This window comes from Microbispora sp. GKU 823, assembly GCF_002027145.1.
Lineage (GTDB): Bacteria > Actinomycetota > Actinomycetes > Streptosporangiales > Streptosporangiaceae > Microbispora > Microbispora siamensis.
This window is the reverse complement of sequence record NZ_MWJN01000060.1, coordinates 39,050-53,869: the sequence shown is the minus strand read 5'-3', so window position 1 is coordinate 53,869 and position 14,820 is coordinate 39,050. Positions and strand designations below refer to the sequence as shown.

Below are 14,820 nucleotides of genomic sequence, written 5' to 3'. Positions count from 1 at the left end.
CCTGCTGCCGAGGTTTCTTCCGGGCCTGCTGCCGCCCCCCTGACGTGGTTGTACGTGCCCGCCCGACCGCCCCGACCGGATCGGCAAGGCCCTCGGCGGCGAGGCCGACATGGTCATCGTGGACCTGGAGACGCGGTCGCCCCGGAGAACAAGGGCGTCCGCCCGGGCCGGGGTCGTCGCCCTGCTGGCCACGCCGCAGCCGCGGGTGGAGGTCCGCGTCAACGACGTCCGCACGCCGTACGGCCAGGCCGACCTGCACGCGCTCGGGTCGCTGCTGCACGGCGGCGGCGGCCTGCGCATCCCCAAGGTGGAGTCGGCCGACGAGGTCCGCTGGATCGCCGACGCGGTGCCGGGCGTGCCGCTGCGCCCGATCATCGAGTCGGCCCTCGGGCTGGAGCGCGCCTTCGAGATCGCCACCGCCTCACCGGCCGTCGCCGGGATCGGCCTGGGCGAGGCCGACCTGCGCGCCGACCTCGGCGTGACCGACGAGGCGGGCCTGGCCTGGGCGCGTTCGCGTGTCGTCGTCGCGGCCCGGGCGGCGGGGCTGCCGGCCCCGGCCCAGTCCGTGTACACGAACGTGCGCGACCTCGACGGCCTGGCCGCATCCTGCGCCGCGGGCCGGGCCATGGGCTTTCGCGGCCGGGCGGCCATCCACCCCATCCAGCTTCCGGTGATCGCGGCGGCCTACCGCCCGACCAGGGAGGAGATCGTGGCCGCCCTGGAGGTCGTCTCCGCCGCAGACCAGGGCGCGGTCGCCCTCGCGGACGGCCGCTTCGTCGACGAGGCCGTCGTCCGCCAGGCCCGTCGCCTCCTCAGCGACGCCGGCGACCGCTGACGTGCTTCACGCCGTACGCCGCGCGACGAACACGAACTCGCGGCCCGGGCGATCGGGGGCGTCCCGCACGTCCAGCACGCGATAGCCGTTCGCGGCCAGGCTCGTCTCCACCTCGTCCCGGTCGCGGAACCGGAGGGTCGAGTCCGAGGTGACGACCGTGCCGTCCGCCAGGAAGGTGTAGGTGTAGCGGAAGGACACCAGCGGCAGGCTCACGTCGGTGACCTCGAGGCGCCGCTCCACGACCCCGGCCTCCGGAAGGTCGAGGACGACCGGACCGGGGTCGGAGGCCCACTCCTCCCACGCCCGGCGTTCGGGACGCCTGGTCTCGAAGACGAGGTGCCCTCGCGGACGAAGCGCGCCGTGGATGCCCCGGAGAGTCCGCGTCCACTCGTCGTCGGTGAGGAAGACCTGCGCCACGTTTCCCGTCATCACGGCGAGGTCGGCGCCGAACGCCGGGAGCTTGGTGGCATCGCCGTGGACCCAGGTGATGCCTCCGGTCCGATCCTTGGACCTGGCGATCCGCAGCGACGCCTCGGCGGGATCGACGCCCATGACCGTGCGTCCGCCGCCGGCCAGCAGGACCGCCAGGCACCCCGTTCCGCAGCCGACGTCGAGCACGCGCTCCGCGCCCAGTTCGTCGGCGATGTCGAGATAGGCGCCCAGATCGTCGCGGTCACCGTCGAAGGCGTCATAGACGGCGGCCAGGCGAGGGTGGGCGAAGATCGGGTCAGGCACTTCGCGACCATACCCCGCGAGCCGCGTGCCGCCACGCCCGGAGGGCGATCAGCCTCCCGAGGGGAGGGGACCGAGGTCGCGGACGACCGCGGCCAGGGCCCGGACGAGCTCGTTCTCCGTCTCGCTGCGCCACACCAGCGCGTACGGCAGCGGCCCCATGTCGGTGACCGGCAGGTAGGCGATGTCCGGCCTTACCCAGTAGCGGCTCATGTGGGCGGGAAAGAGCACGACAAGCCCGGACATACTGGCGAAAGTGATGGCCTCTTCCGCGTCCCGCACCACGGGGCCACGTTCGATCGGGCGGCCACGGCGGGTCTGGCGCGGAGCATAGGCGTCGTACCAGTAGCCGGGCCCGGTGTCGGCATGCGGATGCTGGAAATCGGCGACCATCTCCAGCGAGACCGACGTGTGCAGGGCGAGCTCGTGATCGGTGGCGACGGCCAGCACCCGAGGCTCGGCGAACAGGATCGGTCCGACGGTGAGGTCGGGCTCGTCGAGAGGCAGCCAGCTGACCAGGACGTCGACGTCCCCGCGGCGCAGCGCGGCGAAGGCGTCGCTGAACTGTGTGCTCTGGATGCGCAGCATCCACTGCGGGTGACGGTGGCGGAAGACCTCCCAGTAGTGGCGCAGGTCGTAGGCGTTGAGGGGCATCATGCCGACGCGCAGCGTGCCGGTGATGCCCTGGCCGGCCATTCGGGCGCGCTGCACGCTGTCCTGCAGCCCGGCGTAGAGAGGCTGGAGGTCGTCGCGGAGCTGCCGCCCGACCGGCGTCAGCCGTACCGCGCGATTGTTGCGCTCGAACAGCGGGGCGCCGATCTGCCGCTCCTGCTTCTGGATCGCCTGGGTGACGCGGGCGGGCGACAGGCACAGCCGGGCGGCGGTGCGGCCGAAGTGCAGTTCGTCGGCCAGGGTCAGGAAGATCTCGATGTCGCGTAGTTCCACGCCTGACCTGCTCCGTTTACTTCCACTGAAGGTGATCTTGCGGGATCCGTCGTTGTCCGGGGCGTTCACCGTACTCGATCCTCGGAACGTACGAACGGTTCGCTCGATGGAGCATGGTGATGGACATCCTCGTTTCCGGCGCCGCGTCGCAGGGCCCGCCTCGGCCTACTGGCTGCGACATCACGAGCTCAGCCCACCGTGGCCGGCGGGTCCGGGTGCCGGGCGCTGCGGGCGGCCTGGTTCTTCCGCCACTCCTCGATGACCTGCCGGAAGGCCTCGCTCACGAGGACAAGGAGTTCGGCGGAGGACTCGAAGCGGGAACCCGCGGGGGTCGTGGCCCCGAGAATCTCCGCTCCGCGCTGTGACGCGGCCGCCAGGGCGTCGTTCATCCGCAAAGACGCGAGGATCGACCGGACCCAGATCTCGTCGTCGATGACGTAGCGCTCGCGTCGCGTGCCGGGAACCCGTTCCCGCCTGAGCATTCCCTGCTGTTCGAGGTAGGCGACGGCGTGCGAGACCGACGCGGGGCTGACGCGAAGCCGCTGGACCAGTTCGGCGGCGGTGAGAGCGCCGGAGTCGGTGACGTACAGGCAGGCCAGCACTCTGGCCTCCATCCGGGGCATGCCCTGCTGGACCAGGAGAGCGATGAAGGACTCCGTGAAGTCCTCGACGGCTCGGGGGTCACGCCCGTGGCCGCCGTCGGGGGCCGGCGGGGCGGGAGGCCGAGCCTGCCCGTGCCGGCGCGCACGATGCCGCGTGGCTTCGTGCGCCCGGTCCGCCCCGTAATCGTCGGGTCCGCCGTTGCGGGTGACCTCCCGCATGATGGTCGAGGCGGGCCGCCCCAGACGCCGGCCGATCTCCGCGTATCCGAGTCCCTCGGCCAGCCCTGCGGCGATGTGCTGACGGTCCTCGCTGGTGAGTCTGCCTCCGGGCATCGGTGCTCGTCTCCTGTCTGCCGACATGCGCGGAGCCCTCCGCCCGCACACCCGCTGCACAGTATGCATTCACTCGGATCTCATTGCAATGCGTGGGCGATCGTTCATTGCGTTCAGCTTCACATTCATTGCAAAGCATGCTCCGTTGTCTCGATGTACCAGGCGAAAAGCCGTTCTTTGTCTGTTTACTGTTTTCTAAACGCAATGTACTGTCATGGACGTTCAGAGATTTCCGAACACCGAAGACTATGCGTGAGGGGATTCATGATGAACACGAGCGGCTTCTCCCCGGCAGGGCTGCGCAGGGTGCGCGAGGTGCTGGACCGGTATGTCGATTCCGGGAAGATCCCCGGGCTGGTCGCCCTGTTCAGCCGGGGCGACGAGACACACGTCGAAGCGATCGGGACGATGCGTCATGACGGTGGCGCGCCGATGCGCCGGGACACGATCTTCCGGATGGCCTCCACGTCGAAGCCGGTCACGATCGCGGCGGTGATGGTCCTGCTCGACGAGTGCCGGCTGCGCCTGGACGACCCCGTGGACCCGTGGCTGCCCGAGCTCGCCGACCGGCGGGTGCTGAAGCGGTTCGACGGCCCGCTGGACGACACCGTGCCGGCGCGGCGGCCGATCACCGTCCGGGACGTGCTGACCTCCACGTTCGGGCTCGGCATGGACATGACGTCGCTGGGCACTCCGATCATGAACGCGGTCTTCGAGCGGGGGCTCACGCCCAACCTGCCGGTGCCGATGCCCGAGCCGGACGAGTGGATGCGCCGCCTGGGCGAGCTTCCGCTGATGCACCAGCCCGGAGAGCGCTGGCAGTACCAGATCAGCAGCGACCTGGTCGGTGTGCTCGTCTCCCGGGTCACGGGCCAGTCGTTCGAGGAGTTCCTGCGCGAGCGCGTCTTCGGGCCGCTGGGGATGACCGACACCGGCTTCCACGTGCCCGCCGACCAGATCCACCGGCTGCGCCCCTGTACGCCCCCGACCCGCAGACTGGCGAGTTCCTCGTCTGGGACGAGGCCGAAGGCGGGCGCCACAGCAAGCCTCCGGCGTTCCAGGGCGGCGGCGGCGGGCTGAACTCCACCGCCGACGACTACCACGCCTACTTCCGGATGCTGCTCAACGGCGGCGTGCACAAGGGCGAGCGAATCCTGTCGCGGCCCGCCGTCGAGCTGATGACCACCAACCGCCTCACGCCCGAGCAGCAGGCCGCCCGGCACGCCATGGCCGTCGACAACGTCCACATCTCCCACGGCCAGGGACAGCACGGTGGCTGGGGCTTCGGCATGGCGGTGCGCACCTACCGCGGGGACTACGCGCCGATCGGCCAGTTCGGCTGGGACGGCGGAAGCGGCACCGCGACCTACGCCGACCCGGCCAACCGGCTCACCGGAATCCTGCTCACCCAGGTCGGGGCGTCCACCCCGGACTCGATGCGGCTCATCCACGACTTCTGGACCACGCTCTACCAGGCGATCGACGCCTGACGCCGGGCCCGCCTCCCGGTAGGCCCGCCCTCGGCCCCCGGCGGGGCGTTCCACCATTCGCCCGTTCACCCGACCCTCGGAACAGTTGTAAAGGATCACACCACCATGTCCGTCACCCTCACCGACCAGGACAAGATCACCCTGCGGACCGCCGCCTACGGCGCCGTCTCGCTGCTGGCCGCCGCCGACGCCGCCGGCAAGCCCCACAAGGTCGCCACCGAGGGCTCCATCGCCCTGGCCTCCGCGACCGGCGTGGTCGGTCACGTGCTCGCCGACAAGTCGACGGGCATGAACCTGTACGGCAAGTCCGTCGCCGAACTCGCCGACCAGGTGCTGCCGGCCCTGACGGCGGCCATGAGCCTGCTCGGGAAGCAGGATCCGGCCGAGGCCGACAACTTCCGCAGCACCGTCAACGTCGCCGTCGAAGCAGCCGCCCGGGCCCACCAGGGGGAGCCCGGACCCGTCATGGCGGAGATGGCCCGCAAGATCATCCAAGCCCTCGACGCCGCTCCGGCTCGGTAGACACGAGCACCACCGAACGGGCCACGCCAAGCTCGCCGAGCTTGGCGTGGCCCGTTCGCGTGCGCGGACGCCGGGCCGATCTCGCCGCGGACGAAGCCGAGGGGGTGCCTGCTCGGAGGCGGGACGGGCGTGTGGGGTTCGATGCCCGATTGCCATCACCCTACAAATTTGGTAGGAAATACCTGTGTATTCGGCATCGTGGTTGGTCCGGCGTCGGCACGTCGACCTGTGCCGTCTGAACGGCTCGGCCTGTCGCTCCTGAACCTCGACCTCCCGGCCTGCGCGGTCACCTTCGCCGGCCGTCCTCCCTTCCGTTGTCCCGCCGTGCCCGCGTTGGAGCGGCGCGGCCCGGCGCCCTCGCCTCCGGAGCGACCACTGTGACGTCATCCCCCTCCAGATCCGTCTCCGCCGATCCGCCCTCTCTCGCTGACGGCTCCCTCACGCCGGACGAGGTGCCCGAACCCGCCGGCGCACCGCCCGCCGAAGGGGTGCGTACCGTCTCGGCGCAGGGCCCGCGGGGCCGCAGGGCCCGCCGGATCGGTGTGCGGGTGCTGTCGCTGCTCGCCCTGCTCGCGCTGTGGCAGCTCGCGGCGGCCGCGGCGGGCAATCCGTCGTTCGTGCCCGCGCCCCGGGCCGTGTGGGACCAGCTCGTCCTGCTGTCCACCACCCACGAGGGCGTCCGCGGCTACGGCGGTCACCTGCTCGTGGAGCACCTGGGAATCAGCCTGCGCCGCATCCTCATCGGCTCGGCGCTCGGCGTGGCGGCGGGGCTCGTCCTCGGCGTCGTCCTGGGCGCCGTGCCGTGGATCCGCCTCGTGGCCGAGCCGGTCGTGACGTTCGTACGGGCCCTGCCTCCGCTGGCGTATTTCAGCCTGCTCATCATCTGGTTCGGCATCGACGAGACGCCCAAGCTGTGGCTGCTCGCCATCGCCGCGCTCCCGCCGGTCGCCGTGGCCACCGCCGCGGCCGTCCACGGCGCGCCGACCGGCCTGGTGGAGGCGGCCCGGGCGCTGGGCGCCTCGCGGTGGGACGTCATCAAGGATGTGGTGCTGCCCGCCGCGCTGCCGGAGATCTTCACCGGCGTCCGGCTGGCCGTCGGGGTCGCGTACTCCTCGGTCGTCGCGGCGGAGACCGTCAACGGCGTGCCCGGTATCGGAGGGATGGTCCGCGACGCCCAGCGCTACCTGCAGACCGACGTCGTGGTGCTCGGACTGCTCGCCATCGGGCTGTCCGGACTGCTGATCGACGGCCTGCTGCGCGCCGCGGAGACCCGGCTCATCCCCTGGCGCGGACGCGTCTGAGCCCCTGCCAAGCCTCGTCGATCCCCCCACTGCAAAAGGAACTGTCCCGCCATGTCACGACCACACCTCACGCGCCTGCTTTCCGCCGTCCTGGCCGCCGCCACGGCCGCCGTCCTGGCCGCGTGCGGCAACGGCACCGCCTCCGGCGGAGGCGGAGGCGGCGGTACGGCGGACCGCACCATCCGCGTCGCCTACCAGGCGTTCCCGAGCGGGGACCTCATCGTGAAGAACAAGGGGTGGCTGGAGCAGGCGCTGCCCGGCTACACGATCAAGTGGACCAAGTTCGACTCCGGCGCCAGCATCAACACCGCCTTCGTGGCCAAGAGCGTGGACATCGCGGCCATCGGGTCGAGCCCGGTCGCGCGGGGGCTGTCCGCGCCACTGAACATCCCCTACCAGGTGGCGTTCGTGCTCGACGTGGCCGGTGACAACGAGGCCCTGGTCGCCCGCGACGGCACCGGCATCTCCTCCGTGGCCGATCTGCGCGGCAAGAAGGTGGCGACGCCGTTCGCCTCGACGTCCCACTACAGCCTGCTCGCCGCGCTCGACAAGGCTGGGGTGCCGGAGTCGGCGGTGAACCTAATCGATCTGGAGCCACAGGACATCCTGGCGTCCTGGACCCGCGGGGACATCGACGCCGCGTACGTCTGGCTGCCCACGCTGGACGAGATCAAGAAGACCGGCAAGACGCTCATCAGCAGCCGCGAGCTGGCGACCGCGGGCAAGCCGACCCTCGACCTGGGCGTGGTGTCCACCGCGTTCATCCAGGCCCACCCCGACGCGGTCGACGCCTGGCGCAAGGTGGAGGCCAGGGCGCTCGACCTGATCGCGAACGATCCCGACGCCGCGGCCCAGGCGGTGGGCGCCGAGCTCAACCTCGGCAAGGACGAGGCCAAGGCGCAGCTCAGCCAGGGCGTCTTCCTCAAGCCGGCCGAGCTGGCCTCGCCCGAGTGGCTCGGCACGCCGGACAAGGTCGGCGGCCTGGCGCAGAACCTGGTGAGCGCGGCGCAGTTCCTCAAGGACCAGCAGAAGATCGACGCGGTGCCCGACCTCGCCACGGTGGAGCGGGCGATCTACACCAAGGGGCTTCCCGGTGTCCTCACGCCCTGACCCGGCCACCGCCCCGGCCACGGCGGACGAGGACGTCGCCGCCGTCCACCTGCACGAGGTCGAACACGTCTACGGCGGCGCGGGAGGTCCGGTCACCGCGCTCGGGCCGATCTCCCTGACCGTCCCTCCCGGCACCTTCCTCGTGCTCGTCGGGGCGTCCGGATGCGGCAAGAGCACGCTGCTGCGCCTCGTCGCGGGCTTCGAGAGGCCCACCTCCGGCACCGTACGGACCGGCGGCGCCGAGCCCGTCCCGGGCAGGGGCGCCGGGATCGTCTTCCAGCAGCCGCGCCTGTTCCCGTGGAAGACCGTGGGCGGCAACGTCGAGCTGGCCCTGCGCTACGCCGGCGTGCCCCGTGCGGAACGCGCCCGCCGGGTGCCGGAGCTGCTGGAACGGGTGGGCCTGCACGACGTGGCGGACCGCCGCGTCTGGCAGATCTCGGGAGGACAGCAGCAGCGCGTGGCGATCGCCAGGGCGCTCGCCGGCGACGATCCGCTGCTCCTGCTCGACGAGCCGTTCGCCGCCCTGGACGCGCTCACCCGCGAGCGTCTCCAGGAGGACCTGCGCCGGGTGAGCGCGCAGACCGGCCGCACGTCGGTGTTCGTCACCCACAGCGTCGAGGAGGCCGTGTTCCTCGGCAGCCGCGTCGTCGTGCTCACCCGCAGGCCGGGCCGGATCGCGCTCGACCTGGACGTCGGCCTCCCGCGCACCGGGGTGGGACCGGACGAACTGCGCGCCCTTCCCGAGTACGCCGCGCTCCGCGCCGAGGTCGGCCACGCCGTACGCGCCGCCGCCGCGTGACGCACCGCACCAACCACGAGGAGAGTGAGATGACCACAGCGACCGCCGTGAAGCTGGACCTGCGGCCCCTTGGGCCCCACTTCGGCGCCGAGGTCGAGGGACTGGATCTGGCGACCGCCACCGACGAGGAACTGGCCGCGGTGCGCGCCGCCCTGGTCGATCGGAAGGTGCTGTTCTTCCGCGAGCAGAGCCTGGACGACGACGGGCAGGTGGCGCTCGGGCGGCGTCTCGGCGAGCTGACCGCCTCCCACCCGGTCGTCGGGGGCGTCGACGAGGCGCATCCCGAGATCTACGCCCTCGACAGCGCCGACAACGGCTTCGCCGACGTCTGGCACACCGACGTCACGTTCATGCCCCGCCCGCCGCTCGGCTCGATCCTGCGCGCCGTGATCCTCCCGCCCACCGGCGGCGACACGAGCTGGGCCGACAGCCAGCTCGCCTACGACTCGCTGTCCGCCCCCGTGAAGGAGCTGGCCGACCAGCTCACCGCGGTCCACGACGGCAACCGCGAGTTCGGTTACTACCTGGCCCAGCGCCGCGGCGGCAAGGGCAACGTCTGGGACGGCGAGATCGTCACCCGGCTGGAGCCGGTGGAGCACCCCGTGGTCCGCGTCCACCCCGAGACCGGCCGCAAGGGGATCTTCGTCAACCCCGGGTTCACCTCCCACATCGTCGGCGTCTCCGAGGCCGAGAGCCGGGCCATCCTGGACCTGCTCTACGCCCACCTCACCAAGCCCGAGCACATCGTGCGTCACCGCTGGAGGGCCGGCGACGTCGCGATGTGGGACAACCGGAGCACCGCCCACTACGCCAACCGCGACTACGGTGACGCGCACCGCGTGATGCACCGCATCACCCTGCGCGGCGACCGCCCCTTCGGCCCCGGCCGTACGGACGGCTGACCGGACGCCGGGACGCGATCGGCTCAACCCCCCACAGGAGGCCCGGTCGCGGTTCCGGCCGTCCCGGCGCTTCAGGCCGCGCCGATCCAGCGGTGATAGGCGTCCATGTCGACGTTGCTGCCGCACACGATGGTGACGACGTGCCGGCCGGCGAAGCGGTCGCGGTCTTCGAGGATCGCCGCGATGCCGAGCGCGGCCGACGGTTCGACGACGAGGCCCGCGTGTTCGAGGAGCAGCCGCATACCGGCCATGATCGACGCCTCCTGCACCAGGACGGCGTCGTCGGCGACCAGGAGAAGGTCGTCCAGGACGGCCGGGATGGGACGCCGGCCGGCGACGCCGTCGGCGATGGTGTCGGTCGAGTCGGTGGTGACGACGCGCCGTCGGCGCCACGAGTGTGTCATCGCCGGTGCGCCCAGCGGCTGGACGCAGATCACCTCGACTTCTGGCGCACAGGCCTTCACCACGTGACCCACGCCGGTGGCAAGCGCCCCGCCGCCGAGGGCGATCAGGACGGCGTCGAACGACGGCACGCTGTTCACGAGTTCCAGGCCGATCGTCGCCGCGCCTTCGCAGGTCTCGATGTCCAGGCTGTCTTCGACCAGCCGGATGCCGTCGTGCCGCGCGACGGCCGCCGCCCGCTCGCGAGCCATGTCGAAGTCGCCGTCCACCAGTTCCAGCCTGGCGTCCAAGGCGCGGATGCGACCGAGCTTTGCCGCGGGCGCGAAGCGGGATGCCACGACGGTGACGTCGAGCCCCCGGCGGCGCCCGGACCACGCGAGTGCTTGGCCAAGGTTGCCCGCGCTGGCGCACACCACGTCTCGCGAGCCATTGCCGGCGAGCAGGCTCGCGACCACCTCGGTGCCGCGGGCCTTGAAGCTGCGGACCGGGTTCGCCGTTTCGAGCTTGATGCTCACCGCGCAGCCGAGGTCGGGCTCCAGGGCCTCGCAGCGGTACAGCGGAGTGTCGAGGAAAATCGGGTCGATCACCCGGCGAGCCGCCCGGATCCGAGCAGTGTCGAGGCGTGTCTCCTGCACGGCACAGCAGCGTACGCCGTCGGCGCTGTTCCATCCGGGCGGACGCCCGGCGACCGTGCTGGTAGCCGTCAGGGGAGGACGGCGGGCTTGAGGGTCTCGATCCCCGTCATCAGCACGCCTTGTGTGACCGGAGTCCCGTCGCGGCGCTGGTGAGCAGCATGTCCAGCGCGGTGGGGTAGGCGCTGTCGTTCATGTCGGCCACCAGCAGGGGCGCGACCGCCGCGATGTTGGGGTGGGTGGCGGGGGACAGGCGGGCATAGGTCGCCTGCCACATCTCCTCGTCCGCCCTGCGCGCCTGCTCCGGCAGCGCGAGGGACGCCGCGTCCAGGGCTGCGAACGCCAGCGTCATGTCGATGAAGGCGTGGTAGACGCGGACCGCCTCGCGGTCGGGAAAACCGGCGCCTCGCAGCAGCCCGAGGATCGCCTCGTCGGCGGCGATCTCGTGGGACTTGCCGCTGATGCGGTTGGCGGTGAGCACCGCGGCCTGCGGGTGTTCGAGGTAGGCGGCGTGGATGCGCAGGCCCAGCTCGCGAAGGTCGGCGCGCCAGTCGCCGGTGCCGTGCCAGCCGGCCATGGCCCGGCCGATGAGCATGTCGCCGATGGCCAGGGTCAGGTCGTCGATGCCGGCGAAGTAGCGGTAGAGCGTGCTGGGGTCGGCGCCCAGGGCGATGCCGAGCCGCCGTACGGTCAGCCCGGCGGAGCCGTGCTCGCGCAGCATGCGCAGCGCGGTCCGCACGATCAGGTCCTCCGAGAGAACGACTCCGTTCTTCGTCGGGCGGCGCCGTCGGCGCGCCGACTCCGAGACCACCGGCTTGGGCATGGTGCTCCTCCCTCTGCCGGCCACCTTATGCCAACACCATTGACCTTTCATGTGGCGGTGACGTTGGATTTGATGCACCGAAGGAGTCTTTGTCCTGGAAAGGACGGCTTTGTCATGCGTGTTCTGCTCGTCGGCGCCGGTGGAGTGGGCACGGCGATCACCCGGATCGCGGCCCGCCGGATCTTCTTCGAGCACATGGTCGTCGCCGACTACGACCTGTCCCGCGCGGAGGCGGCCGTCGCCGCGCTGGGGGAGGCGGGCGCCCGCTTCAGCGCCCGGCGGGTGGACGCGAGCGACGAGGCCGCGGTGGTGGCACTGCTGGCCGAGCACCGCTGCGACGTCCTGCTCAACGCCACCGACCCGCGCTTCGTCATGCCGCTGTTCCGGGCGGCGCTGTCGGCCGGTGCGCACTACCTGGACATGGCGATGTCGCTGTCACGGCCGCATCCGGAGCGCCCGCACGAGGTGTGCGGGGTCAAGCTGGGGGACGCCCAGTTCGCGATGGCCGCCGAGTGGGAGAAGGCGGGCAGGCTCGCGCTGGTCGGCATCGGGGTGGAGCCGGGGCTGTCGGACGTCTTCGCGCGCTACGCCGCCGACGAACTGTTCGACCACATCGAGGAGATCGGCATCCGCGACGGCGCCGACCTCACCGTCGAGGGGTACGACTTCGCGCCCTCGTTCAGCATCTGGACCACCATCGAGGAGTGCCTCAACCCGCCGGTCGTCTACGAGGCCGGCCGGGGCTGGTTCACCACTCCGCCGTTCAGTGAGCCGGAGGTGTTCGACTTCCCCGAGGGCATCGGCCTGGTCGAGTGCGTCAACGTCGAGCACGAGGAGGTCCTGCTCGTGCCCCGCTGGATCGACGCCGAGCGGGTGACCTTCAAGTACGGGCTGGGCGCGGAGTTCATCGACACGCTGCGGACCCTGCATCTGCTGGGGCTGGACCGCACCGAGCCCGTCCCGGTCGTCGCCGAGGGCGGCGCCGCCGTCAAGGTGTCCCCGCGCGACGTGGTCGCGGCGTGCCTGCCCGACCCGGCGACCCTCGGGGACCGCATGCACGGCAAGACGTGCGCCGGCACCTGGGTCAAGGGCGCCAAGGACGGCCGCCCGCGTGAGGTCTACCTCTACCACGTGGTCGACAACCAGTGGTCCATGCGCGAGTACGGCTCCCAGGCGGTGGTGTGGCAGACCGCGGTCAACCCGGTCGTGGCCCTCGAACTGATCGCCGCCGGCGTCTGGTCCGGCACGGGCGTCCTGGGCCCCGAGGCCCTGCCGCCCCGGCCGTTCCTCGACCTGCTCACCGCGTACGGCACCCCGTGGGGCATGCGGGAGCAGTAGGCGGCCTGTTCACGCTTCTGTCCTCACGGCTCCTGCGCCGAGCCAGGGGCGGACTCGGGGGCCCGCTCCGCTCCGCGCCGGCGCACCGCGGCCAGGACGAGGGCCAGGACGAGCCCCACCAGGAAACAGGCCACCCCGGCCCAGAACCGCTGCCCGGGCAGATACCACTCCGGTGCGGGCTCCACCCCGTCGGGCGTGGAGACGGCGTACAGCGGCTTCGGCTCCACCCACGCCACAAGAGCGAGCACCCAGAAGACCACGGCGCTCAGGAAGAAGACGACGGGGATCACGTACCACAAGACCCTCGATCGAGGCATGGGCCGCTGGGCGCGATGTCCGGACACGATTGACGATAACCGGGCAGGCGCGCGATTCGCGCTTACCCGAAGGCGACGAGAGCGCGCCCGAGGAGATGTCCCGTGCTCCCCGCGCACGAGGCTGCCGGTGAAACGGACCACATCGAATGTCGTAGGCGTTGGGCAGGATGAGGCCGCATGGGCCTCAACATCGTCGTCGGCATGCTCGCCGACTTGGACGAATCAGAGTTGGACGACGCGGAGCAGGACGACCTGGCGGGCGAGCTCTGCGCCGACTTCGCGGCGATCGGGCGAGTCCTGGCAGCGGCGGGGTTGCCGGCGTGGTCGGAGCCGGATGCCGCGGCCGTCGAGGCGGCCGAGTTCGACATGTACGGCTACGGCGGCCTGCACACGCTCCGTCGTCTGGCCGTCCATCTGGCCGAGAGCGGAGAGCTGCCTCCTCCGGCCCCGGTGGAGGCGGCCGCCGAGGATCCGCTGCTGAAGGACGTCTATTCGCGGGGGCCCCGCTACGGCGTCGAAGTCGACGAGGGAACCCGCCTGATCGGCTCGGGGCGCGAGGCGGACGGCGCGTACGACCATCTGGTCCACCACAGCGACTGCGAGGGCTTCTACGTGCCCGTCGACTTCGCGCCCGTGCTCTGCACAAACGAGATAACCGGGGGCTGGGTCGGCTCGTCGCAACGGTTGCTGGAGGAGTGCCGGCGCATCGCCGCACGGCTCGGGCTGCCGGACGACCTCGACCCCTGGGGTGACGAGGTGAGCGCGGCGGTAGAGGCCGACGCGGAGGGTGCGGAGGGCTGGCGGCGGTACGGCGTCGAGTCGTTCACCTGCCTGCAGGTGATGGCCGCCGCCCGGCACTCCATCGTGACGGGCGCGGCCATCGTCTTCTGCTGACCTTCAGCGGCCGAGGTGCCGGTCGAGGAAGTCGCGGACGGTCTCGGCGAGTTCGAGGCGGTGGTCGGAGAGGGCGTGGTCGGTGACGAACACGCGGTGCTCCAGGCGCGGCAGCGGATAAGCGGTGTAGGCGGCCACCACGGGATCGTGGTGCTGGGCGGCGGGGGTGACGGTGTCGCGCCCGGCCGTGCCGACGAGCAGGACCGGCCGGTCCGCGAGCTTCGGGGCGAGCGCGGACAGGCTCCACGCCTCGCCCGCCGCGACCATCTCGTCCACGAGCGCCGCGCCGCTGGTCCCCTTCAGGGGAAGCAGGTCGTCGCCGAACCCCTCGACGTACGCCGCCCGCAGCGCCGCGTCCTCCCGGCAGGCGACCGCGACAGAGCCGAAGTCGAACGCCGACACGGTCGCGACGGCGCCGACCCCCGGGTCGGCCGCCGCGGTCGTCAGCGCGACGAAGCCGCCGAAGCTGTGCCCCACCAGCGCCAGCCGGTCCGGGTCGAGGCGGTGCGCGGCGGCGAAAGCCGGTTCACGTACGGCCGCCGCGATGCGGGCGGCGTCCTCCAGCCCGGTGGCCCACGACCAGGAGCCGCCGACGCCCCAGGACCCGCGGTAGTGGAAGACGAGGGCGGCGTACCCCGCGCGGCGCAGATGCTGGGCCAGGTCGAAGTTGCGCTCGTGCCCGGGGAAGCCGTGCAGCAGCACGACGACCGGATGCGGTCCCGGCCCGGCCGGCAGGTGAAGGACGCCCAGCAGGGTCTCGCCGTCGCTGTCGAACGTCACGGCGGCGTTGGCCGCGGGAATCTCGGGGGTCATCCGTCCTCGCAGAGATCGAACCGATCGGTA

Annotated in this window: 16 protein-coding genes and 1 pseudogene; 10 read left to right on the top strand and 7 right to left on the bottom strand. The window is 71.6% G+C overall.

Annotated features, from left to right (window positions below):
* The first annotated feature begins 109 nt into the window (after positions 1–109).
* Complete coding sequence (locus B1L11_RS27615) at positions 110–835, top strand: CoA ester lyase (RefSeq protein ID WP_256862936.1); 726 nt, start codon at positions 110–112, stop codon at positions 833–835.
* Between the two features lie 6 nt (positions 836–841).
* Here the strand turns inward: B1L11_RS27615 and B1L11_RS27610 are convergent, their stop codons facing one another.
* From B1L11_RS27610 to B1L11_RS27600, 3 genes are all read right to left on the bottom strand, one after another.
* Entirely contained in the window at positions 842–1,570 is a 729-nt protein-coding gene (locus B1L11_RS27610; protein ID WP_079317522.1) for a class I SAM-dependent methyltransferase, read from the bottom strand.
* A 48-nt stretch (positions 1,571–1,618) separates the two neighbouring features.
* A complete protein-coding gene (locus tag B1L11_RS27605; RefSeq protein ID WP_079317520.1) occupies positions 1,619–2,512 on the bottom strand; it encodes a LysR family transcriptional regulator in 894 nt (297 codons plus the stop codon).
* A 188-nt stretch (positions 2,513–2,700) separates the two neighbouring features.
* Positions 2,701–3,447: a helix-turn-helix domain-containing protein gene (locus B1L11_RS27600; RefSeq protein WP_079317518.1), complete on the bottom strand. Its 747-nt coding sequence runs from the start codon at positions 3,445–3,447 to the stop codon at positions 2,701–2,703.
* Between the two features lie 63 nt (positions 3,448–3,510).
* Here B1L11_RS27600 and B1L11_RS55210 point away from each other — a divergent pair.
* The 7 genes and pseudogenes from B1L11_RS55210 to B1L11_RS27570 all read left to right on the top strand — a co-directional run bounded on the left by B1L11_RS55210 (position 3,511) and on the right by B1L11_RS27570 (position 9,571).
* A pseudogene (locus tag B1L11_RS55210) lies at positions 3,511–4,937 on the top strand (serine hydrolase domain-containing protein).
* A 105-nt stretch (positions 4,938–5,042) separates the two neighbouring features.
* Positions 5,043–5,459 (top strand): hypothetical protein, encoded by a 417-nt coding sequence (locus B1L11_RS27590; protein ID WP_079317516.1) that lies wholly within the window; start codon positions 5,043–5,045, stop codon positions 5,457–5,459.
* Between the two features lie 184 nt (positions 5,460–5,643).
* A complete protein-coding gene (locus B1L11_RS55205; RefSeq protein WP_357052223.1) occupies positions 5,644–5,721 on the top strand; it encodes a putative leader peptide in 78 nt (25 codons plus the stop codon).
* Between the two features lie 190 nt (positions 5,722–5,911).
* On the top strand, positions 5,912–6,760 hold the full coding sequence (locus B1L11_RS27585) for an ABC transporter permease (RefSeq protein WP_079317538.1): 849 nt from the start codon (positions 5,912–5,914) through the stop codon (positions 6,758–6,760).
* Between the two features lie 51 nt (positions 6,761–6,811).
* The gene (locus B1L11_RS27580; protein WP_079317514.1) at positions 6,812–7,870 is read left to right on the top strand and encodes an ABC transporter substrate-binding protein; all 1,059 of its coding nucleotides are present in this window, start codon (positions 6,812–6,814) and stop codon (positions 7,868–7,870) included.
* On the top strand, positions 7,854–8,669 hold the full coding sequence (locus B1L11_RS27575; RefSeq protein ID WP_079317512.1) for an ABC transporter ATP-binding protein: 816 nt from the start codon (positions 7,854–7,856) through the stop codon (positions 8,667–8,669). The genes B1L11_RS27580 and B1L11_RS27575 overlap by 17 nt, the downstream gene beginning before the upstream one ends.
* A 29-nt stretch (positions 8,670–8,698) precedes the next feature.
* Positions 8,699–9,571: a TauD/TfdA family dioxygenase gene (locus tag B1L11_RS27570; RefSeq protein WP_079317536.1), complete on the top strand. Its 873-nt coding sequence runs from the start codon at positions 8,699–8,701 to the stop codon at positions 9,569–9,571.
* Positions 9,572–9,642: 71 nt separating this feature from the next.
* Here B1L11_RS27570 and B1L11_RS27565 read toward each other — a convergent pair whose 3' ends face one another.
* Positions 9,643–10,560 carry a threonine/serine dehydratase gene (locus tag B1L11_RS27565; protein WP_256862938.1) on the bottom strand — a complete coding sequence of 306 codons (918 nt, stop codon included), beginning with the start codon at positions 10,558–10,560 and terminating at the stop codon, positions 9,643–9,645.
* A 157-nt stretch (positions 10,561–10,717) separates the two neighbouring features.
* Positions 10,718–11,428 carry a TetR/AcrR family transcriptional regulator gene (locus tag B1L11_RS27560; protein ID WP_079317508.1) on the bottom strand — a complete coding sequence of 237 codons (711 nt, stop codon included), beginning with the start codon at positions 11,426–11,428 and terminating at the stop codon, positions 10,718–10,720.
* Positions 11,429–11,542: 114 nt separating this feature from the next.
* On the opposite strand from B1L11_RS27560, the gene B1L11_RS27555 reads away from it, so the two are divergent.
* A complete protein-coding gene (locus B1L11_RS27555; protein ID WP_079317506.1) occupies positions 11,543–12,766 on the top strand; it encodes a saccharopine dehydrogenase family protein in 1,224 nt (407 codons plus the stop codon).
* Positions 12,767–12,789: 23 nt separating this feature from the next.
* Here the strand turns inward: B1L11_RS27555 and B1L11_RS27550 are convergent, their stop codons facing one another.
* Complete coding sequence (locus B1L11_RS27550; protein ID WP_143737598.1) at positions 12,790–13,056, bottom strand: hypothetical protein; 267 nt, start codon at positions 13,054–13,056, stop codon at positions 12,790–12,792.
* A 204-nt stretch (positions 13,057–13,260) separates the two neighbouring features.
* On the opposite strand from B1L11_RS27550, the gene B1L11_RS27545 reads away from it, so the two are divergent.
* A complete protein-coding gene (locus tag B1L11_RS27545; RefSeq protein WP_079317502.1) occupies positions 13,261–13,977 on the top strand; it encodes a hypothetical protein in 717 nt (238 codons plus the stop codon).
* Between the two features lie 3 nt (positions 13,978–13,980).
* Here B1L11_RS27545 and B1L11_RS27540 read toward each other — a convergent pair whose 3' ends face one another.
* Positions 13,981–14,790: a S9 family peptidase gene (locus B1L11_RS27540; RefSeq protein WP_079317500.1), complete on the bottom strand. Its 810-nt coding sequence runs from the start codon at positions 14,788–14,790 to the stop codon at positions 13,981–13,983.
* Positions 14,791–14,820 lie beyond the last annotated feature (30 nt).